This window comes from Vibrio satsumensis, assembly GCF_050337435.1.
Classification (GTDB): domain Bacteria; phylum Pseudomonadota; class Gammaproteobacteria; order Enterobacterales; family Vibrionaceae; genus Vibrio; species Vibrio satsumensis.
Genome location: NZ_JAKJSX010000003.1, coordinates 1 through 19552, shown reverse-complemented (window position 1 = coordinate 19552; position 19552 = coordinate 1). Strand labels below are relative to the sequence as shown.

Here is a 19552-nt window from a genome sequence, read left to right as displayed (position 1 = left end):
GCGCTACATCAACTTCAAATGTAACGCTCAATTTAGCATCTTCTACCTAATTATGAGATCTTCGGTTTTCAGTAACTTTTATTAGCTGTTCATTAAGAATGCCTAGCTAGCCAGCTCGCAGTGCCAAAATAGATTCAATATCTTCGATATCACGATATTGAGTCAGTTGTTGCTCTTGCGATGAAATAGCCACAATCGACATTCTGTCGGCCAATTCGTTACCTTCAATACCAACGTGCCCATTCACATGGTAGATGGTAATTTTTGAAGCCAGTTCTTGGTAGAGCGCATAGGCAGGTTTAATAATATCGAGGTTTTTGATCTCGCCGCCCGACTTCGTCCAGCCCTTTTTCTCCCAACCAGTTGCCCACTTAGTAATACAATCTATCGAGTACTTAGAGTCACAATAAATCGCAACAGACAAACCTGAGTTTAACTTCTCTTTTGCGAGTAAAAACGCCTGTTTAAGGCCATGTAACTCGGCGGTATTGTTGGTACCAACAGGCTGATACAAGCCATACCACAATTCTGTTAATTGGTTGTTTTGGTAAACCGCCAACCCCGTCCCTGCTTCACCAGGGTTTGGCTCACAAGCACCATCGGTAAAGATCTTGATATCAAAAGGCATATCAGTGATTTGCTGCTCTGAAAGAGGCGGCACCTTTGCTTTCGTCGACTTACTCGTAGAGCTTGGCTTTGTAGCCGTAGACCCTGACGCAGACGACGTTTTACCGCCGAAAGCAGACTCAGCCTCGCCTAGTGTTGGAAACGATTTATATCTCGCACCAGCAAAGCCATCAACTTGCGCTTTACACTCGTTCCAAGTGGTAAAAATACCCGGTGTGCGACCGTTCCAAACCACATAATATTTCTTAGCCAAACTAACTCCTTACCAAAACCTAAACACACAAACAGTGAATCAGTACATTAGATGCCACCACGCTATACGTTGCAAGGTCTATCACTCTAAAACAGGTCTAAAAAAACTGCGTTCATAACTCACGATGCAATCCACTTCGTCTGCAAATTCAAACGCTTTAATACACTCAGCATCGCTCAGCGACTTAATTCGATACTCTTCATAAGCAGCCAAACTTTCAAAGGTAAACAGCGCCAAGGCAATATTGTTCGCCCCTTCCGACGGTAAGAAATAACCATTGTGTTGGCCTCCAAATTTAGCGACCAAAGGAATCCACATTTTTGCGTATGCCTCAAACTCATTTACCTTCTTAGGATCAATCACATATCGAACATAACAAGTAATCATATTTATATAGCCTTTAAATCATGGGAGAAACATAAAACCTAAATTGAAGCTCAAGAGAAAAGGTAATCAACCGCAACGAGGTTATAGAACAAAAACACCGCCATGCTGACGCCGATCGTTAACAGCACATTGCCTGTTTTCCAAATCAGCAAGCCAGTCACCACCGCACCTATCAAGTATGGGTTTTCAAGGCTTGGCCAAAATGTTTGTTCAGGAGCAAATACAATGGGTCCCCAAATCGCTGTCAGTACCGCTGGGCTTGAATAGCGTAATAGGCGTCTTGCGGTTTGATTGAGCCGAAGCGGGATTGCAGGTTCTAAAAACAGATACCGACTAAAGAAAACAATCGCAGTCATGAGTAATATCGTTAACCAAATCATCTCTATTTCCCCTCTACGATTGTCTTGTTACCGTTGCTTCGCTCTTGGAAAGATTCGCTGAAAAAGCCCGCTAACATACCGGCAATCGCTGCAATCATTAGTCCACCCTCAATATTGTTAACCGACATGGCAACCGAAGTGACCAGAGAAACAACCACACATACCACGACGGGTAGAGTGCGGATTAATGGAAAAACCAAAGCGATAAAGGTTGCTGCAACCGCGAAGTCGAGCCCAATTTCGTTGAGTGACGGAATTTGACTACCGGCGACAATGCCAACAAAGCTCGCAATATTCCAAACAAAGTAAAATACCCCACCTACACCAACTGCGTACCAACGATTAAATTCCTGCTGAGATTGCCCACTGCAAATCGCAAACAGCTCATCGGTAAGCCAAAATCCAAGTAATAGGCGCCAGCGCACAGGAAGGTGACTGATTTTGTCGCGCATCGATACACTGTATAAAAAGTGCCTTGAGGTAATGAACAGTGTGGTCAGAAGCATAGTACCTAAGCCAATACCCGCTTTGAACATGCCTGCAGCAACAAGTTGTGCCGACCCTGCGAACAAAATAGCCGACATCGCTTGCGCTTGAAGTTGATTCAATCCGGCATCTATCGCATATGAACCGGCTAGAATTCCCCAAGGGATTACCGCAATACTCAAAGGCATTCCCGCTAAAACGCCCTTCCATAACTGTGTTCGTCTATCCATTGTTTCACTATCCATATAATTCTTTTTTCTCTCACATTGGCTATTCAATGTAAGAGGAGTTGAGTCGGTTCGATTGTACAAACTTGCTCAATTTCATGCCCCAATTCACCGTACCTTAGCCGCACTTAACACAAGTTAGCCATGCCTTAGCCACGCAAGTTTAGAGCATTTTGACGTATTGCCCCGGCGTGTAGCCATTGGCCTTTTTGAAGTGTCGATGAAAATGGCTTTGATCATGAAAGCCACATTCTTGAGCGGTATCTGAAATGGTATGTCCTTGTTTCAATAACTTACGCGAAAGCCTTAGCCGAGATTGGATCTGATACGCATGCGGCGGAAGACCAAACTCTTTTTGAAAGGAACGTACTAAATGATACGGGCTCAAAGCCGCTAACTTTGACAGCTCCTCTAAGGACACATCAGCTTGTGGAAAGTCATCTAAGAACTCTTTCACTAAGACAAGTTGGCGCTGAGTTTTTCCATCTAGTTGGGGTTTAAGCGGCGATTTTCCGTGTCGGCTAATCAGTTTAACCAACATCCCATACATCAATGTTTCTCTTAATAAGCGGTTATCAGACTCATCAATCGTGTTGAAGACTAATCTCAATTGATTGGCGAGCTCAGGGTCTTCTACAACCGCTCTTGGGAAGTATGGTGCACCGTAGTTAGGTAAGTTTAACTCTTGAGTGATCTTGGCAAGTTGCTCTGGGAGTGGATACATCGCTCGATACGCCCAACCGCCTTCTGTGGCAGAGTGCCCGCTATGAACTTCATCGGCATTCACGAGAATAATCGCATCTTGTGGTGCAATATGATGTCCGCCCGTTCGATAGAAACGCTGAGCGCCTTGCTCAATAACCCCAAGCGTGTAGCCCTCATGGCTATGGCGCGAGAAGTTCTGCTTCTCGTATTCAGCATTAAGGATTTCAAGGCCACCGAACTCTTCCGTTATCTTATATTCGGTCTTTTCTTTAGAGCGTTTCTTGTTCTCCATAACGATTCCCAAGCCTGTTAATTATCGAGCGACTTATCAGTCTACTCTATAGGCTCTTTCAACTTTTGTACAAAATTGCGCTTTTGTTTGTTAATACTGCTCTTATCGTTGCTTTAGGCCCTCGCGATATTGCTTTCTAACTGAGAGGAAAGTCTAGGTATGCCCCGAGTTGGCAATAAATTGACAAATTAGTAAAGAAGTCATGGCAATACTGTCTTCTAATCATCGGCAATAGACCTGATACACTATGAAAAACACGCTAATCCTTCTCTTTTTCTTCAGCCTAACTGGGTGTACACACAATCAATCCAAAGCTCTCAGCATGAACGCCTCTTCAGTTAATACGTATCCACAATCTATGTCTAACCTAGAACTGTGTGACACCTTGTATTACGGGCGCTCGAGCAACCAAACACTTGCGGCGATTGGCAGTGAGTTTAATCGTAGAGGATTATCAAAGCGTTGGTGCGATACCGAAACCAACAAGCTCTATCTAACAAAGACGATTGATTGGGTAGCTGAACAAGTCGAAGACAAAGAAGATTCAGAGGAAGAAGCGTCTGCGGTTGTTTTGCCTGCGAATTGAGAGGATTAAAAATTTAACATCGTAGAATGACCAAATTATAATCAGCCGACAAGATTATATATCCAAAATTTACAACACTAAAAGATAAGCATCAACACTCACATAAAGTTCATCATGACAACTCCGTTTTTTCACCACACAGTGTACTTTTGAAATATTTGTTTTACCGTGCACAAAACAAGATAAAACAACGTGAAATAAGCAACCAGACTCTTATTTAAGCTGAATTTTTATAAAATTCTGCTATGTTTATTTAGCTGCCAATATTGCTATTTACTGATATTTCAATAGCAATAAGTAAAATAAATTCAATAAGATAAAGGATTCACCATGCCTCTTCATAAAAAATCGACTGTTCGTGGTTCACTCTTAGATGATGTTTATTCTTCCAAAGATCTTTCCGTTGTTATGCCCAAGTATCGAATCCCAGAGCAAGAGCATGCACCCGCTCATGCTTACCAAGTCGTGCATGATGAACTAATGCTAGATGGCAATTCACGTCAGAACCTTGCGACCTTCTGTCAAACATGGGTCGAAGACGAAGTCCATAAATTGATGGATGAATGCATCGACAAAAACATGATCGATAAAGATGAATACCCACAAACGGCAGAAATCGAATCTCGATGTGTACATATGCTCGCCGATCTTTGGCATGCACCTAACGCTGAAAATCCAATGGGATGTTCAACAACTGGCTCAAGTGAAGCCGCAATGCTTGGTGGTATGGCGCTTAAATGGGCTTGGCGTGAGAAAATGAAGAAGCAAGGTAAGCCAACTGACCGTCCTAACCTTATTTGTGGTCCAGTTCAGGTTTGTTGGCATAAATTTGCCCGTTACTGGGACATTGAACTTCGCGAAATCCCAATGCAAGGTGATCGTCTGATCATGACCCCAGAGGAAGTAATCAAACGTTGTGACGAGAACACGATTGGTGTCGTCCCGACACTAGGCGTGACCTTTACTTGCCAGTACGAGCCAGTACAAGCGGTACACGAAGCGTTAGATAAACTACAAGAAGAGACCGGATTAGATATTCCGATTCACGTTGATGGTGCAAGTGGTGCCTTTCTCGCCCCATTCTGCGACCCAGATTTAGTGTGGGATTTCCGTTTGCCAAGGGTCAAATCCATTAATGCTTCTGGGCATAAATTTGGTCTTTCTCCACTTGGTGTTGGCTGGGTTGTTTGGCGAGATGCGGATGCTCTGCATGAAGACTTGATTTTCAACGTCAACTACCTCGGTGGCAACATGCCGACCTTTGCGCTCAATTTTTCCCGCCCTGGTGGTCAAATCGTTGCGCAATATTATAACTTTTTACGTCTTGGTAAAGAGGGCTACCGTAAGATCCATGATGCTTGTTATGACACGGCTCGTTACCTTGCCAAAGAAGTTGAAAAGATGGGTATCTTTCACATCATCTACGATGGCCACGGTGGCATCCCTGCCTTAAGTTGGTCAATTAAAGATGGCGCAAATCCAGGCTTTAACCTCTACGATCTTTCGGATCGCATCCGATCTCGTGGTTGGCAAATTGCCGCTTATGCGATGCCCGCCGAGCGTGAAGATCTGGTAATCATGCGTATTTTGGTTCGTCATGGTTTTAGTCGTGATATGGCTGACCTTTTGATTTCCGACTTACAACACTGCGTTGATTTCTTTGACAAACACCCGGTCGTCAATGGTAGCGACGCTGACGAGTCGAGTAACTTTAATCACAGCTAATTGTCCCATCTTACTTAAAGCAAGGAGCCTTCATGGTTCCTTGCCCTTATATCAACAAGTTAGCAGGTGACATTATGTCCTTTCTATTTAGTTACTTGTCAGAGAACCCGTTTGTATTTCTCTTTCTATCACTCACCATTGGTTATCCACTTGGTCGACTCACTTTTAAAGGTGTGAGCTTAGGCACAACAGCTGGCACCCTAATCGTTGGCGTTGGTATCGCACTAACGTCCTTCTCAGTTTATGGACTAAAAATTGAAGAACCAGGATTGGTCTCCGACATTTTCTTAATGATGTTCATGTACGCAATTGGGATGAAAGTGGGGCCGCAATTTTTTTCCGGTCTCGCCAGAGGAGGGATCGACTTTGTCGTGATCGGTTTAATTGTCGTGTTCAGCAATTTTGCGATTGTTGTCATCGGCGCCAAGCTCATGGGCCTTGAGCCCGGCTATGCCGCGGGCATCATTTCTGGCAGTTACACAGTGACGGCAGTAATGGGCGTAGCGCAGTCAGCAATTAGCTCAGGCGCATTTACTCCACCGGAAGGGATGAGCATTGATCAGGTCAGTGCCAATATCGCGGCGGGTTACGCGATAAGCTATGTCCTGTCGACCGTCCTCATCATCTTGTTCATTAAGTACCTCCCTTCTCTCTTTGGAATTGACCCCGTCAAAGCAGGTAAACAGGCAGAGGCCGAATTCTCCACAGGGGACGACAATGAAAAACTCCCAAGCACCTTTGGTTTTTCAGATGTGGGTGTTTTACCGATTGATGTTCGTGCCTATAAAGTCACACACCAAGAGTTAGTTGGCCGTTCAGTGCAAGAGTTGTATCAGAAGTTTCCTGATGCGGCCGTGCTTAAAGTGGTTCGAGGTGAGCAAGTCATTGATGCTTCTGATAACCCAATGCTTGAGTTAAATGATGTTATTGGCATTCGCGGAGAATATCGCGTCTTGATTGCGGAAGGTGAAGCTGATATCGGAAATGAAGTCGATGAACCACGAGCTAGAAATGTCGATATCGAAGTAGCGGACATTCACGTTGGGAAGTCCGAACATGCAGGAAAAACGATAGCGCAGTTACATTCCGAAGTCGGTTTTGGTGTTTACTTTAAAGCAGTCTTCAGACAAGGCCACCAGCAACCTCTATTACCACAAACCCAGATCGAAGTTGGCGATGTGGTTCGAATTGCCGGCTCTCAGTGGTGTGTAGAACAAACAGCCACTAAGTTGAACAGTGTACCCATCGTCGAGAGTACCGTCACAGAAACCTTCTATCTCGCCGTTTCTTTATTAATTGGTTATGTCTTCGGCCATTTAAGTGTCACAGTCGCAGGTATTCCATTTGCATTGGGAACCTCGGCAGGATGTATGCTCACCGGGATCATTTTTTCTTTCCTACGCACGCGAAATCCAAGTTTTGGCGGCCCTATGAGCGAGGGAGCAAGAAGCTTTCTTCAAGACATCGGCCTAAATCTGTTTGTTGCTGTATTGGCAGCGACGGTAGGCCCCAAAATACTGGCCTCTTTTCAAGGCATCGTTGTCATCAAGATAGCTTTGCTCGGGGTGACAGCTGCTTTAGTACCACCCTTATTAGCTTGGTTGTACGGCTTATATTTCCGCAAAATGAATCCTGCAATTTTAGCTGGCGCTTGTGCCGGAGGCAGGAACAGTACGCCTGCAATGAAAGGCGCACAAGATGCCAGTCACAGTGACATGCCAGCGATCGGCTATCCTGTGCCCTACGCTTTAACATCGGTATTGGTTCTTATTCTGGGTTACATCGCAATGGTCATCAGTTAGTTAAATCGAGCTTTGATTCATGGTCTATGATTTAAACGTAACCATAGATGTGTGACGACATACACCTAACACAATAATGAGTAAGGAGAAGTTATGGGGTTTATATCTTGGATTATTCTTGGGTTGATTGCAGGGGCGCTAGCTAAGTGGCTAATGCCGGGCAACGATGGTGGTGGATGGATCGCCACCATGGTTCTAGGTATTGCTGGTGCCTTTGTTGGTGGTTTTTTAGGGAGCTTCATCGGCCTCGGCAGTGCCGACGGCATTAACATCGGTAGTATTATAACCGCAACGCTTGGCGCATTCGTGTTGCTGTTTGTTTATAACCGTTTCCTCAAAAACTGATATTTTCGCACGTCTAGTCATAAACAAGATAAAATTAAGCTTCAGATAGCAAAAAGCCGCTCATTAAGAGCGGCTTTTTTAAGGGGTGGGAACCCAGCCACATCCCGGCACACAAGTCACTCGCTGCGGCTGCTCCCTTCCAGGCCTGACCGAGTTCACGAGCTATTGTTGCGGGAGGACCAGGCCCCCATAGATTCGTTTTCTTAGAGGCTTGCCTCAAAGAGTGATTGGATTATTAAGCATCACAGCAACCATTGCAAGCCCTTCCACCCTATTTTTGAACAATTGCGGTCTAAGTGCTTATCCTTTATTCAAACCACTAGAAAATCGCAGGTAAATTCACCATTTACCTGCATTTGGAAGGTTTGGATTGCTGAAGAACTAGACATCGATGTCTTCGTTATCTTCTGTACGAATGATGTAGTCTGTCATCCACGCGGTGCCTAATAGACACAACCACACCACAAAGACAGGGCTTGGTACTTCAATGCTTGGGGTTATCACCAAAGCCGCAAAACCGACCGTTGGCAGTGTCCAACACAGTAGCTTATTCCAGCGGAACGCTTTCAAGCGCGTCAGCGTTTCCATTGATGCCATGATGCCCGTTATACACAAGGCCACCAAAGCAGCATAAGGTAAATCGGCTATCCATAATGGAAGTATTAAGCCTAATGACCACCAGCTGTGTCGGCTGGCTGGCTTAAGATGATTGGCTGCCCACCAAATTACGATGATAGATAAGGTCTGAAGTGTGGTAACCCACGGGACGCCTTCAAGCTTGCCTGCTGATTGCGTGACCATGATCCCGACCTGCAAAGTAGTCACAATCAAGCCGGAAATAATCACGACTGACAAACTACTGCGTCTTGAGAAGACCACCATCAATAGCGGAAATAGTACCCATGCACTGACAGACAGCGTAATGGGCTGCAAAGGAAGGGTTAGACCATAAGTGGTCATGGAAATAAGCAAAGCTAATCCTGCTATGCCCCCCTGCGGTAAAATCCATAAAGCAGGAATTACCATTGCAAGCACAGGGATGTCTCCCTCACTTAAACTGATTGCTCTCGCGCAAACAACCGCTAATAATGTGGTTATCAAGAACTGAAACGTTGAAAATACCATAGCCCTCTCCTTCTACCGATCCGTGGTATTAATGAACTAGGAATTTTTAGTATGGACCAATTTTTGCCCCAAATCTTTGCAGTGATTCACCAAATTCCATATGGAAAAGTAACAACTTATGGAGACATAGCACGTTTTTCAGGTTTTCCGGGGTATGCACGACATGTCGGTAAAGCATTAGGTAACTTACCAGAAGGTAGCAAACTGCCTTGGTATCGAGTGATCAACAGTAAGGGCGAGATATCTTTGAAAGGTGATTCGTTTGACCGCCAGAAGAAGTATCTGGTCGAAGAAGGGATTGAAGTGAGTGATGCAGGAAAGGTTAAACTCAGAATATACAAATGGCAGCCCTAGAGCTGCCACTAATCACCTAGTTAGCGAGTAGACGAATTAGCTAATCAACTTACTAACTAACTAACTAACTAACCAAGATGCCTTAATATTGGCATCCATTTCTAATTAACGAACACCAACCAAGCGTAGATCTGCTTGTTGCGTGTTTTCTACATCGGTAATCACTGACTTAATTGTGTCAGTTGTGAAACGCAGTTTGCCGTCAACATGAATCGTTGCGCGCATGTTGTAGCGGTGGTTCGGTTGAATCTTGTTGTTGTCGTAGCTCAACTCGAATGCGAACGGTACTTGCTTACCATCAGTAGTGAATTCTTGAGTCGCGATAACGGTCGATGGTGCGTCAGCCAGTGAAATATCTTCTAGCGTTACGGTAACCACTGCATTCTCGGGCAATGCAATTCTTTCGCGATAGCTTACTGTTCCTGAAATCACTTGAGCGTTCTCTGCAACCACTTCCTGAGAAGTGTTCGTTTCTGATGTTGCTTGGCAACCAACAAGTAGGCCAAACGATACTAAAGACGTAATAAAAATTAGAGCCTTTTTCATATTCAATTTCTCTCAACATGTTTGCCGGACTCGGCAAATCTACCCACCAATTATAAGAGAGCTTTCATATTCTGTCTTGAAACCCTATGATTTATTGACAGATATCTGACTAAGCTAAATGATTAGCACCATAATCTGACACCCATTTTACGAAGAGGAATGCTGGCGATGAGTCAACCTTTACAAGAATTACTAAGTTTACTTCAGCTAGAGAAACTGGAAGAAGGTTTATTCCGTGGGCAAAGTGAGAACCTCGGTCTGCCACAGGTATACGGCGGTCAGGTATTGGGACAAGCGCTTTCCGCTGCCCGTTATACTGTTCAAGATGACCGTAGTGTTCACTCGTTCCACAGTTATTTTCTATTTCCCGGCGATCCTGAAAAGCCAATTATTTACGATGTTGAGAACCTAAGAGATGGACGCAGCTTCAGCACGCGCCGTGTTAAAGCGATTCAAAATGGCCGCCCTATTTTCTATCTCACGGCTTCTTACCATGGTGATGCTCCAGGTTTTGAACATCAGAATGAAATGCCAAACATCCCAGGGCCAGAGAACTTTGCCTCTGAAACTGAGCTAGCGAGTCATATTGCTGAGTTCTTACCAGAGAAACTGCGTAAGACTTTCTGTGGCGAAAAGCCGATTGAGATGCGCCCTGTTACTGTCGTTAATCCGCTGAAGCCTAAAAAGACCGAAGCAAAGCAGTATCTTTGGGTGAGAGCGAATGGTGCGTTGCCAGATAACCAACTCATTCACCAATACCTGCTTGCTTACGCATCGGATTGGGGATTCTTGGTGACGGCGCTTCACCCACATGAAGTTTCAATCATGACGCCAAACTTCCAAGTGGCGACGATTGACCACTCGATCTGGTTCCACCGCCCATTCAAGATGGATGAATGGCTGCTTTATGCGATTGAAAGCCCAACGGCAGCGAACACTCGCGGCCTAGTGCGCGGCGAGATCTTCAATCAAAAAGGTGAGCTAGTAGCGACGGCAGTACAAGAAGGTGTGATGCGTTTTACTAAGTGACGAATAATTACTTCTAAATTGAATAAACAAGCCACATCAAAATAGAAAAAGGCTAGGTGTCACACCTAGCCTCTTTCTATTAAATATGACAACTCACCAAACTAGAAAACCAAGCCCTAACTCCCCTATTCTGCGGGTTCAAACTCGCCTTGTACGCGAGTTTTTATACCATCCCCCGCATCTCGCAATAAGTTAAATGGTGATAACACTACGCCTTTCACCGCCCCTTCTGCGGCTCCCTGAGCGAGCTCTTTACTCTTATCAGCTAACAAATTAGCTTGTGCCAAAATACCCGGAACTTCCGCTCGTAGCATTTCAGATTCAGTGACAATGACAGGAATAGTCTGTTCACGGTAAGACTTACTTTCCGCAAGCATTGGTGGCATTACGTCGACGCGATATCGTTTTAACTCAGTTAATGTTGGTGGAATAACATCAGTTCTTACCTGCTCAACTTCCGTTCGAACATTTTTAACTTCATCTAATATCGCAGGGATTTTGTTGTCGACCGACGCTACGGTTTGATTCACGTCATCGATGGTCTTTCTCACCTCTTCGACAGTATCTAAAACTCGAGGGGCTAGCTCGTCGACATGAGATGCAAACTCTAGCCACTCTTCAACTTTAAGACCTTTAGTCAATACCGATAAATCCTCAATAACCTGCGGATAGGTATCGACAATATCACCGACTTTATTGGTGAATGAGTAAATGGTGTAGCCAAGGTAAAAAATGGCGATCGCCAATACTAGTTGGATAGCGGTAGATACTTTTGCAAACATGAATAATCCTTTTCTTTATCGCAGGGACGATATCTAAACTGACATGATAGTTAATGAGTAACTAGGCGTAGCTTAAAGCGGCAATGCTGTCGTGTACTTCAATGGTTCCATCGCAAATGTCGAGGTCACATTAGAGATACCATCAATACTATTCACCAAGCGCTTGTAGAAATCATCAAAGCACTTCATGTCTTTAACCTGAACCTTCATCATATAATCATATTCGCCAGCCATGCGATAGAACTCCATCACTTCTGGAAATTCCGACACGGTATTCACAAAACGCCCATACCACTCATGAGAATGATCACTGGTTTTCACCAATACGAACGCGGTAAAGGAAAGGTCCAATTTTTCCGGGTTCAGTAACGCGACTCTTTTCTCAATAATGCCGTTCTCTTCAAGGCGCTTAAGCCTTTTCCAACAGGGCGTTGTGGTGAGATTGACCGCTTCAGAAATATCGTTCAATGACAACGTGCTGTCTTCTTGCAGTAACCCTAATATTTTTTTGTCTACAGCATCAATCACACTTTCACCAAATCGAATTTAAAGAGAATAATTTTCTACAATTTAAGCAAAACAAAGCAAATATGGCAAAGTTTTTCTCTCGAATTATAGATAAATTAGAACCATACCAATTACAAAGAATTCCTACACTCGATCAGGAGAACGCTTATGTGCACTGACCATCAATGGATTAACAACGCGATTCGTAAAATTGAAGCGGATTACCAACGCTCAGCGGATACGCACCTTATCAAGCTCGATCTACCAAGTATCGAAGGCATTGATGTTTACCTTAAAGATGAAAGCACACACCCTACAGGCTCTTTAAAGCACCGCTTAGCGCGTTCTCTCTTCTTATACGCTATCTGTAACGGTTGGGTTGGCCCAGAAACAACAATCATTGAATCTTCATCAGGCAGCACTGCGGTATCTGAAGCGTACTTTGCTCGCCTACTTGGCCTGCCATTTATTGCAGTAATGCCAAAGTGCACAGCGAAGAAGAAAATTGAGCAGATTGAATTCTACGGCGGCCAAGCGCACCTTGTTGACCGATCAGATGAAATTTACGATGAGTCTCGTCGTTTAGCAGAAGAGCTGAATGGTCACTACATGGACCAATTTACCTACGCTGAGCGCGCAACCGACTGGCGTGGTAACAACAACATCGCTAACTCGATTTTCAATCAAATGCAGATGGAAGATCACCCAGTTCCAGCTTGGGTAGTAATGAGCCCAGGTACTGGCGGTACTTCTGCAACTATCGGCCGCTTCATTCGCTACCAACAGCATGAAACTAAGCTTTGTGTTGTCGACCCTGAGAACTCTGTATTCCACGAATACTTCCAAACCGGCAATGCGAACGTGAAAGGCAGTACATTCAGCAAGATTGAAGGCATTGGTCGCCCACGAGCAGAGCCAAGCTTCATTCCTGGTGTGGTTGACGAAATGCGTAAAATCCCAGATGCCGCAAGTATCGCAACGACACATTGGTTATCTGACATTCTTGGCCGCAAGGTTGGCGCATCAACCGGTACTAACATGTACGGTGTGCTTCAGCTAGCCAGTGAAATGAAAGCGCGTGGCGAGAAAGGGTCGATCGTAACTTTACTGTGTGACAGCGGTGAGCGTTACCTAGACACTTACTTCAATGACGAGTGGGTAAATCTGAATATCGGTGACCTACAACCGTACGCGGCAAAGCTAGAAGCTTTCTCGCAGACGGGTGAACTGGCTTAAGTTCATATCAGCCGATAGTTCGAAGTAGAAAAGAGCCCTTGATGGGCTCTTTTTTATATCTTTGATAACCAAATTAGCCAGTTCTATTCTGGTTTTTGCTTCGCTTCAAATGCTGCTAGTTGTTCAGGCGTCGCTTTAGGCTGATGGTTTTGTTTCCACTCATCGTAAGTCATGCCATATACGCGTTCACGAGCGTCATCGATATCCAAGTCCAAGCCTTGTTGCTCAGCTTCCGCTTTGTACCATTTGCTGAAACAGTTACGGCAGAAACCAGCCAAGATCATCAGATCGATGTTCTGAACATCTTTATTATTATCTAGGTGTGCTAACAGGCGACGAAAGGTTGCTGCATCCAGCTTATCTTGTTCTTCTTGAGAAAGATCTTTGTATTTAAATTCAGCCACTTTACTTTCCTTTGGTATTTGTTTTCTTGTATTAATTCGTTGAGCTCTGTGTGTTATACAAAAAAAGCCTGCAATTCGCTAGGAGCAAACGCAGGCTTTTCAATATTGTTACACTATTCCGTGCTCATTAACCGTGACTGGTTCTTCCCACGTTGTCATGGCTAAGCTCTTTATTAAGCTCCGCTTCCACGTGACCCGGAGAGCGTGTTGAGCCAGAAATCAATCGATACATCGCAGGGATTACGAACAGAGTTACCAGTGTCGCGAAGCCCATACCGAAGAAGATAACCGTACCCACAGCCACTCGGCTTTCATAGCCTGCGCCTGTTGAGGTAATCAATGGGATGGCACCTGCTAATGTCGTGAAAGCTGTCATCATGATTGGACGTAAGCGTCGAGCCGAAGCATCAATGATCGCCTTTTCAAATTCAATACCACGGTCACGAAGTTGGTTGGCAAACTCCACGATCAAGATACCGTTTTTGGTAACCATGCCGATCAACATGATCATACCAATTTGGCTGTAGACGTTGAGCCCTTGACTCATCAACACCAAACCTAAGAAGCCACCGAAGATACCCATAGGTACGGTGAACATTACCACCAGTGGGTTAATGAAGCTTTCAAACTGCGCGGCCAGTACCAAGTACGCGACCAACATCGCTAGCGCAAACACCACTAAGATACTCGATTGGTTCTCTTTGAAGTCTTTTGACTCGCCTGAGTAGCTCACTGAAATATCACCCGGTAGCTGCTCAATCGCTTGTTCATCAAGGAAGTCGAGTGCATCACCCAGCGTGTAACCTTCCATTAGGTTCGCTTTAATGGTCACCGATTTCTGCTTGTTGTAGTGCGACAAACGAATCGATGAAGCGACTTCTTCAATGTGCGTCAGCGTATCGAGTGTAACCAACTCACCAGACTGAGTTCGCATGTAGATTTGGCTTAAGTCGTTCGCGTTATTAAAACTGTTCTCATCACCACGCAGGTACACGTCGTACTCTTCACCACGATCAACGAAGGTGGTTTCACTACGCCCCCCCAGCATAATTTCTAACGTATCCGAAATATCCGAAACGCTCACACCTAACTCAGCTGCACGCTGTTTGTCTACGGTTACCAATAGCTCTGGTGTTTTCTCAGAGTAATCGATATCCGCACCTTCCATCATTGGAGAGTCTTCAGCGGCTTGTTTTAAGATCTCTGCCCACTTCTGAAGTTCAGTGTAATCAGAACCACCCAGTACGAATTGAACAGGCTCACTTGAACCACCTTTGAAGCCCGGCATGAACGGGAATACACGTACATCAGGAATGCCATTTAAAGATTTACGAACTTGGTTCAACGCTTCTTGTGCTGTAACGTCACGCTCATCCCAATCTTCTAGGATCATGATTACGAAGCCCGTTTGGTCGCCCGCATTACCACCAAACGCTGGTGATTGAATACTGAATGACTTCAAGAAGCCTTGACCAAGCAGCGGCATTAGGCGTTCTTCAACGATGTCCATGTTGGCAGACATACGGTTATAACTGGTTGCATCAGCACCACGAACAAACGCAAAAATAACACCACGGTCTTCTTGTGGCGTCAGTTGTGACGGCACTTGCTGCATCAAACCATAGCTACCACCCATACACGCGATAATGATGATTGGAGCAGCCCAACGCCAGTTTAGAGCACGGCGCAATACCGCGCGGTATCCAGACTCAAGTTTGCCAAATACGCGCTCGACAAACAGGTTAAAACGATTTGGTTTAACGTTCGCTTTTAGGATTTTACTGCCTAGCACTGGCGTTAACGTTAATGCGACCAGAGACGAGAAGATCACCGACATAGCGAGCAATACCGAGAACTCGGTAAACAATAGGCCAACCATGCCGTCCATGAACGAGATTGGCAGGAATACCATCACCAATACCAGCGTTGTTGCGATTACCGCAAATCCTACTTCACGCGTACCTTTATAAGCTGCAAGCAAGGGTGATTCACCACGTTCAATATGGTGGAAAATATTCTCAACTACCACGATCGCATCATCAACCACCAAACCAATCGACAAGATAAGTGCCATCAAAGTGATCAGGTTAATAGAGAAGCCAAAGTAGTACGCCGCAATAAACGACGAGATCAGAGATACAGGTACGGTTACCGCAGGAATAAGTGTCGCACGTGCTTGACCAATAAAGATGTAAAGCACAAGGATAACCAAGCCACCCGTGATAAAAAGCGTGCTGTAAACCTCAGAGATCGAACGGTCGATAAAGACTGTTGAGTCATAGTCGACAGCCAAACGAGTACCATCTGGCAAGAACTTTTGAATTGCTTCGACTTCTTTATGGACTAAGTCAGCCACCTCAAGTGGGTTCGCATCTGACTGAGGCACAATACCCATACTTACGTTAACAACGCCGTCACTCTTAAAGGTCGAGTTTTCGTTCTCTGCGCCAATGTAAACATCAGCGACATCTTTAAGGTAAATAGGTGTATTGTCTGAAGCGCGTTTAACGACTAGGTATTCGAAGTCTTCCGCTTCAGTGTAAGAACGAGCGGTACGAACCGACATCACAATCGCATCGTTACGAACTTCACCACCGGGGCTTTCAATGTTCTCACTGTTTAGTGCAGAAGTTATATCCGAGGTAGTAACACCACGACCCGCCATCTGCGCAGGTTTCAGCTTGACGTACATTACTTTGTACAAGCCACCTGAGATATCCACCGAGCTCACACCAGAAATCAAACTAAAGCGGTCAATCAACACACGTTCGGTGTAGTCGGTTAACTGCGTTCGATCCATCTCTGTCGAGCTTAAGTTAATGTAGACCGAGGCTTCACCACTACCATTGTTCTTATAAACAATGGGGTCGTCGGCTTCATCGGGCAATGAACGCTGCGCACGAGCTACGGCATCACGAACATCACTCACGCCGGTATTGAGGTCGTAACCAAGCTCAAAGGTAATCGTGATACGCGACATGCCGTTACGCGTTGTGGATTCGATCTCATCGATACCACTGATGCCGGATAACTGATCTTCAAGATTGGAGGTTATTTGGCTTTCAATGATAGTGGCAGAAGCCCCCTCATAACGGGTACTGATCGATACCACCGGGCTTTCAATATCTGGCATCTCACGAACTGCGAGCTTGTTGAAAGAGACAATACCAAACACAACCAATAGTAGGCTCAATACGAAGGCCGCTACTGGTCTCTTTACAGAAACATCAGATAACAACATTAGTTAGCGCCTTCTTGTACTTTTTTATCACTCGCAGCATCAACTGGGCGATTGACGGCAAGCTCTTGAACCAACACGCCGTCACGCATGTTCACGATACCTTGCACCACGATCTTCTGACCAATTTCGATGCCTTTGTCGATCACGACTTCGTTGTCGATACGAGCACCTAAGAAAACTTCGGTACGAGTCGCTTTGTTATCTTCGCTGATAACATAAACGAAACGCTTCGTACCTGAATACTCAAGCGCTTGAACGGGAATGATTGGCGCTTCCACTGGTGGGAAGTCCATATCCGCTGCCACTAACATGCCTGGCTTTAGATAATCATTATTGTTATCAAAGTGGATTCGAACTCGAAGGTTCAAGGTTTCAGCGTTAATACGAGAATCAATACCGACCACTGTGCCAGTAAACTGAGTGTCGCCCCATGCGCTGGTGCGAGCCGTTACTTTCATACCTTTAGATAGTTTAGAAAGGTAGCGCTCCGGGATCTGAAGGTCTAACTGCATTACTGACAGGTCATCAAGGGTCACGAGTTCAGTACCTGCTGTCACCATTTTACCGCGGCTAAAGTCGATAAAACCAACAGTACCCGAGAATGGCGCGCTGATGTGCAGATCTTTCAGGTTGGCATTTGCAGCGGCTAAACGAGCGTTAGCGATCTCTACATTGGTTTTCTGAGCGTCAATTTCAGTTTGCGTGATCGCGTTGCGTTTCACTAGTCGTTGGAATTCCGCTAGCTTACGTTTCTCGTCTTTTAGGTACGCTTGCGCTTCTGCAACTGCAGCTTTTGCTTTGTCGTCATCTAATTGAACCAACATCTGCCCTTTGGTGACATCTTGATTGGCTTTGATGTTGATAGAGTCAACTCTGCCCGCTACTTCAGAGGTAATGATCACAGATTGTTCTGCTTCTAACTTACCGACCAACGAAAGAGATTGGCTAACTTGGTGAATATCAACTTGCTCAGTAACAACAGTGACAGTGCTAGGGCCCATGCGTTTAGCTAGTGCGGCTGGAGACGCCATAAGAATAGACAAGCTAAGCAGGGTTAAAACAGATTTACGCTTCATAATAATGGTCTGCAAGTAAGTTTATACCAATCACAGTAAGTAAACGGTCAGAAATAGCGCAGGAAAAAGGCTTGAGAACAAGGAAGAGTTTTCGATAAGTAGTTATTCTACAATCAAAAATTCTAACGCCGTTATCGAGCTTTTTAACAAGCTAGGATGACATGTTATTTACTACGATTGGTATTATTATCTATAAATGAAATTAACCGTATTCTATCAACTGATGAATGCTGTAACGTCAAGAAGTGTAAATCTAGATTAAATTCCATTTACGTTTCTTGGCTAATTACATAAATCAAACACAATACAGAAAGCCAGTTACCTCAAGGTGTTACCTATTAATACGTAAACCTTAGTACAGATGTTCACTTCCCGAGCAATATGCGTACTTTTCGCCATCTTTGCCCAAAAAGGCAGCATTCAACACAAAACCATAAGAAAAACTCTTTACAGGTTTAACGTGTTTGCTATGATGCGCTCCGCACTTGAGAGATGCGTTGGGAAAAACATCTCTTTAGCCTATCCATTATGAGTTAGGAAAAACACCCTGGAGGGGTTCCCGAGTGGCCAAAGGGAGCAGACTGTAAATCTGCCGGCACTGCCTTCGATGGTTCGAATCCGTCTCCCTCCACCATATTCTTCTTACCTCTTTTAAAGAGTTAAGAGAACAACCTAGTTGATGGGCTTATGGGAAAACATCAATTTAGGCTTACTTTGTGAAAAGTAAGACACACCCTGGAGGGGTTCCCGAGTGGCCAAAGGGAGCAGACTGTAAATCTGCCGGCACTGCCTTCGATGGTTCGAATCCGTCTCCCTCCACCATATTCTTCTTACCTCTCTTAAAGAGTTAAGAGAACAACCTGATTGATGGGCTTATGGGAAAACATCAATTTAGGCTTACTTTGTGAAGAGTAAGACACACCCTGGAGGGGTTCCCGAGTGGCCAAAGGGAGCAGACTGTAAATCTGCCGGCACTGCCTTCGATGGTTCGAATCCGTCTCCCTCCACCATATTCTTCTTACCTCTTTTAAAGAGTTAAGAGAACAACCTGATTGATGGGCTTATGGGAAAACATCAATTTAGGCTTACTTTGTGAAGAGTAAGACACACCCTGGAGGGGTTCCCGAGTGGCCAAAGGGAGCAGACTGTAAATCTGCCGGCACTGCCTTCGATGGTTCGAATCCGTCTCCCTCCACCATATTCTTCTTACCTCTTTTAAGAGTTAAGAGAACAACCTGATTGATGGGCTTATGGGAAAACATCAATTTAGGCTTACTTTGTGAAGAGTAAGACACACCCTGGAGGGGTTCCCGAGTGGCCAAAGGGAGCAGACTGTAAATCTGCCGGCACTGCCTTCGATGGTTCGAATCCGTCTCCCTCCACCATATTCTTCTTACCTCTTTCGAGAGTTAAGAGAACAACCTAGTTGATGGGCTT

Annotated in this window: 19 protein-coding genes, 5 tRNA genes and 1 other RNA gene; 12 read left to right on the top strand and 13 right to left on the bottom strand. The window is 44.9% G+C overall.

All coding sequences use genetic code 11. The features are described from left to right. Nucleotides 1-106: 106 nt before the first annotated feature. The 5 genes from L4C44_RS00250 to L4C44_RS00230 all read right to left on the bottom strand — a co-directional run bounded on the left by L4C44_RS00250 (nucleotide 107) and on the right by L4C44_RS00230 (nucleotide 3357). The gene (locus tag L4C44_RS00250) at nucleotides 107-880 is read right to left on the bottom strand and encodes a ribonuclease H1 domain-containing protein (protein WP_428804139.1); all 774 of its coding nucleotides are present in this window, start codon (nucleotides 878-880) and stop codon (nucleotides 107-109) included. Between the two features lie 81 nt (nucleotides 881-961). Next, nucleotides 962-1267 carry an NIPSNAP family protein gene (locus tag L4C44_RS00245; RefSeq protein ID WP_146491757.1) on the bottom strand — a complete coding sequence of 102 codons (306 nt, stop codon included), beginning with the start codon at nucleotides 1265-1267 and terminating at the stop codon, nucleotides 962-964. Between the two features lie 50 nt (nucleotides 1268-1317). Then, entirely contained in the window at nucleotides 1318-1647 is a 330-nt protein-coding gene (locus tag L4C44_RS00240; RefSeq protein WP_050644634.1) for an AzlD domain-containing protein, read from the bottom strand. 2 nt (nucleotides 1648-1649) lie between these two features. Next, entirely contained in the window at nucleotides 1650-2378 is a 729-nt protein-coding gene (locus L4C44_RS00235; RefSeq protein WP_285952844.1) for an AzlC family ABC transporter permease, read from the bottom strand. A gap of 145 nt (nucleotides 2379-2523) precedes the next feature. Continuing rightward, complete coding sequence (locus tag L4C44_RS00230; RefSeq protein WP_428804138.1) at nucleotides 2524-3357, bottom strand: AraC family transcriptional regulator; 834 nt, start codon at nucleotides 3355-3357, stop codon at nucleotides 2524-2526. Between the two features lie 247 nt (nucleotides 3358-3604). On the opposite strand from L4C44_RS00230, the gene L4C44_RS00225 reads away from it, so the two are divergent. From L4C44_RS00225 to L4C44_RS00210, 4 genes are all read left to right on the top strand, one after another. Continuing rightward, nucleotides 3605-3943, top strand: a complete 339-nt coding sequence (locus L4C44_RS00225; RefSeq protein WP_428804137.1) for a hypothetical protein — start codon at nucleotides 3605-3607, stop codon at nucleotides 3941-3943. Nucleotides 3944-4273: 330 nt separating this feature from the next. Then, entirely contained in the window at nucleotides 4274-5668 is a 1395-nt protein-coding gene (gene gad / locus L4C44_RS00220) for a glutamate decarboxylase (RefSeq protein ID WP_076671228.1), read from the top strand. 74 nt (nucleotides 5669-5742) lie between these two features. After that, complete coding sequence (locus L4C44_RS00215; protein ID WP_428804343.1) at nucleotides 5743-7470, top strand: aspartate:alanine exchanger family transporter; 1728 nt, start codon at nucleotides 5743-5745, stop codon at nucleotides 7468-7470. Nucleotides 7471-7563: 93 nt separating this feature from the next. Continuing rightward, the gene (locus L4C44_RS00210; RefSeq protein WP_017105442.1) at nucleotides 7564-7815 is read left to right on the top strand and encodes a GlsB/YeaQ/YmgE family stress response membrane protein; all 252 of its coding nucleotides are present in this window, start codon (nucleotides 7564-7566) and stop codon (nucleotides 7813-7815) included. 88 nt (nucleotides 7816-7903) lie between these two features. On the opposite strand, the gene ffs is transcribed toward L4C44_RS00210, so the two are convergent. Both ffs and L4C44_RS00200 read right to left on the bottom strand, forming a co-directional pair. After that, an RNA gene (gene ffs, locus L4C44_RS00205) (signal recognition particle sRNA small type) lies at nucleotides 7904-8000 on the bottom strand. Between the two features lie 196 nt (nucleotides 8001-8196). Beyond that, complete coding sequence (locus L4C44_RS00200; protein WP_428804136.1) at nucleotides 8197-8940, bottom strand: VP0952 family biofilm-associated protein; 744 nt, start codon at nucleotides 8938-8940, stop codon at nucleotides 8197-8199. A gap of 51 nt (nucleotides 8941-8991) precedes the next feature. Between L4C44_RS00200 and L4C44_RS00195 the strand changes: the two genes are divergently transcribed. Then, nucleotides 8992-9294: an MGMT family protein gene (locus L4C44_RS00195; protein ID WP_102464422.1), complete on the top strand. Its 303-nt coding sequence runs from the start codon at nucleotides 8992-8994 to the stop codon at nucleotides 9292-9294. Between the two features lie 105 nt (nucleotides 9295-9399). Here L4C44_RS00195 and L4C44_RS00190 read toward each other — a convergent pair whose 3' ends face one another. After that, on the bottom strand, nucleotides 9400-9840 hold the full coding sequence (locus L4C44_RS00190) for a YbaY family lipoprotein (protein WP_327784081.1): 441 nt from the start codon (nucleotides 9838-9840) through the stop codon (nucleotides 9400-9402). Between the two features lie 168 nt (nucleotides 9841-10008). On the opposite strand from L4C44_RS00190, the gene tesB reads away from it, so the two are divergent. Next, nucleotides 10009-10869 carry an acyl-CoA thioesterase II gene (gene tesB, locus L4C44_RS00185; RefSeq protein WP_029405291.1) on the top strand — a complete coding sequence of 287 codons (861 nt, stop codon included), beginning with the start codon at nucleotides 10009-10011 and terminating at the stop codon, nucleotides 10867-10869. 125 nt (nucleotides 10870-10994) lie between these two features. On the opposite strand, the gene L4C44_RS00180 is transcribed toward tesB, so the two are convergent. Both L4C44_RS00180 and L4C44_RS00175 read right to left on the bottom strand, forming a co-directional pair. After that, nucleotides 10995-11651: a hypothetical protein gene (locus L4C44_RS00180; RefSeq protein WP_285952840.1), complete on the bottom strand. Its 657-nt coding sequence runs from the start codon at nucleotides 11649-11651 to the stop codon at nucleotides 10995-10997. A gap of 72 nt (nucleotides 11652-11723) precedes the next feature. Next, complete coding sequence (locus L4C44_RS00175; protein WP_017056968.1) at nucleotides 11724-12179, bottom strand: Lrp/AsnC family transcriptional regulator; 456 nt, start codon at nucleotides 12177-12179, stop codon at nucleotides 11724-11726. 147 nt (nucleotides 12180-12326) lie between these two features. On the opposite strand from L4C44_RS00175, the gene L4C44_RS00170 reads away from it, so the two are divergent. Then, nucleotides 12327-13394, top strand: coding sequence for a PLP-dependent cysteine synthase family protein (locus L4C44_RS00170; protein WP_017064069.1), 1068 nt, complete (start codon nucleotides 12327-12329; stop codon nucleotides 13392-13394). Nucleotides 13395-13477: 83 nt separating this feature from the next. Here L4C44_RS00170 and L4C44_RS00165 read toward each other — a convergent pair whose 3' ends face one another. The 3 genes from L4C44_RS00165 to L4C44_RS00155 all read right to left on the bottom strand — a co-directional run bounded on the left by L4C44_RS00165 (nucleotide 13478) and on the right by L4C44_RS00155 (nucleotide 18115). Continuing rightward, a complete protein-coding gene (locus tag L4C44_RS00165) occupies nucleotides 13478-13798 on the bottom strand; it encodes a DUF1244 domain-containing protein (RefSeq protein ID WP_004736423.1) in 321 nt (106 codons plus the stop codon). Between the two features lie 127 nt (nucleotides 13799-13925). Beyond that, nucleotides 13926-17039 (bottom strand): vibriobactin export RND transporter permease subunit VexH, encoded by a 3114-nt coding sequence (gene vexH, locus L4C44_RS00160; RefSeq protein ID WP_428804135.1) that lies wholly within the window; start codon nucleotides 17037-17039, stop codon nucleotides 13926-13928. After that, entirely contained in the window at nucleotides 17039-18115 is a 1077-nt protein-coding gene (locus tag L4C44_RS00155; RefSeq protein WP_428804134.1) for an efflux RND transporter periplasmic adaptor subunit, read from the bottom strand. The genes vexH and L4C44_RS00155 overlap by 1 nt, the downstream gene beginning before the upstream one ends. 549 nt (nucleotides 18116-18664) lie before the next feature. Between L4C44_RS00155 and L4C44_RS00150 the strand changes: the two genes are divergently transcribed. The 5 genes from L4C44_RS00150 (at nucleotide 18665) to L4C44_RS00130 (ending at nucleotide 19500) form a co-directional block, all read left to right on the top strand. Beyond that, nucleotides 18665-18749, top strand: a tRNA-Tyr gene (locus tag L4C44_RS00150). 103 nt (nucleotides 18750-18852) lie between these two features. Beyond that, a tRNA-Tyr gene (locus L4C44_RS00145) sits at nucleotides 18853-18937 on the top strand. A 103-nt stretch (nucleotides 18938-19040) separates the two neighbouring features. Further along, nucleotides 19041-19125 (top strand) — tRNA-Tyr (locus tag L4C44_RS00140). 103 nt (nucleotides 19126-19228) lie between these two features. Then, nucleotides 19229-19313, top strand: a tRNA-Tyr gene (locus L4C44_RS00135). A 102-nt stretch (nucleotides 19314-19415) separates the two neighbouring features. Next, nucleotides 19416-19500 (top strand) — tRNA-Tyr (locus L4C44_RS00130). Nucleotides 19501-19552 lie beyond the last annotated feature (52 nt).

Excerpts from the sequence above, each read along its gene's own strand:
- L4C44_RS00245 (WP_146491757.1), bottom strand. The coding sequence starts at position 1,267 with ATGATTACTTGTTATGTTCGATATGTGATTGATCCTAAGAAGGTAAAT.
- L4C44_RS00240 (WP_050644634.1), bottom strand. The coding sequence starts at position 1,647 with ATGATTTGGTTAACGATATTACTCATGACTGCGATTGTTTTCTTTAGT.
- L4C44_RS00235 (WP_285952844.1), bottom strand. The coding sequence starts at position 2,378 with ATGGATAGTGAAACAATGGATAGACGAACACAGTTATGGAAGGGCGTT.
- L4C44_RS00230 (WP_428804138.1), bottom strand. The coding sequence starts at position 3,357 with ATGGAGAACAAGAAACGCTCTAAAGAAAAGACCGAATATAAGATAACG.
- L4C44_RS00225 (WP_428804137.1), top strand. The coding sequence starts at position 3,605 with ATGAAAAACACGCTAATCCTTCTCTTTTTCTTCAGCCTAACTGGGTGT.
- gad (WP_076671228.1), top strand. The coding sequence starts at position 4,274 with ATGCCTCTTCATAAAAAATCGACTGTTCGTGGTTCACTCTTAGATGAT.
- L4C44_RS00215 (WP_428804343.1), top strand. The coding sequence starts at position 5,743 with ATGTCCTTTCTATTTAGTTACTTGTCAGAGAACCCGTTTGTATTTCTC.
- L4C44_RS00210 (WP_017105442.1), top strand. The coding sequence starts at position 7,564 with ATGGGGTTTATATCTTGGATTATTCTTGGGTTGATTGCAGGGGCGCTA.
- L4C44_RS00200 (WP_428804136.1), bottom strand. The coding sequence starts at position 8,940 with ATGGTATTTTCAACGTTTCAGTTCTTGATAACCACATTATTAGCGGTT.
- L4C44_RS00195 (WP_102464422.1), top strand. The coding sequence starts at position 8,992 with ATGGACCAATTTTTGCCCCAAATCTTTGCAGTGATTCACCAAATTCCA.
- L4C44_RS00190 (WP_327784081.1), bottom strand. The coding sequence starts at position 9,840 with ATGAAAAAGGCTCTAATTTTTATTACGTCTTTAGTATCGTTTGGCCTA.
- tesB (WP_029405291.1), top strand. The coding sequence starts at position 10,009 with ATGAGTCAACCTTTACAAGAATTACTAAGTTTACTTCAGCTAGAGAAA.
- L4C44_RS00180 (WP_285952840.1), bottom strand. The coding sequence starts at position 11,651 with ATGTTTGCAAAAGTATCTACCGCTATCCAACTAGTATTGGCGATCGCC.
- L4C44_RS00170 (WP_017064069.1), top strand. The coding sequence starts at position 12,327 with ATGTGCACTGACCATCAATGGATTAACAACGCGATTCGTAAAATTGAA.
- vexH (WP_428804135.1), bottom strand. The coding sequence starts at position 17,039 with ATGTTGTTATCTGATGTTTCTGTAAAGAGACCAGTAGCGGCCTTCGTA.
- L4C44_RS00155 (WP_428804134.1), bottom strand. The coding sequence starts at position 18,115 with ATGAAGCGTAAATCTGTTTTAACCCTGCTTAGCTTGTCTATTCTTATG.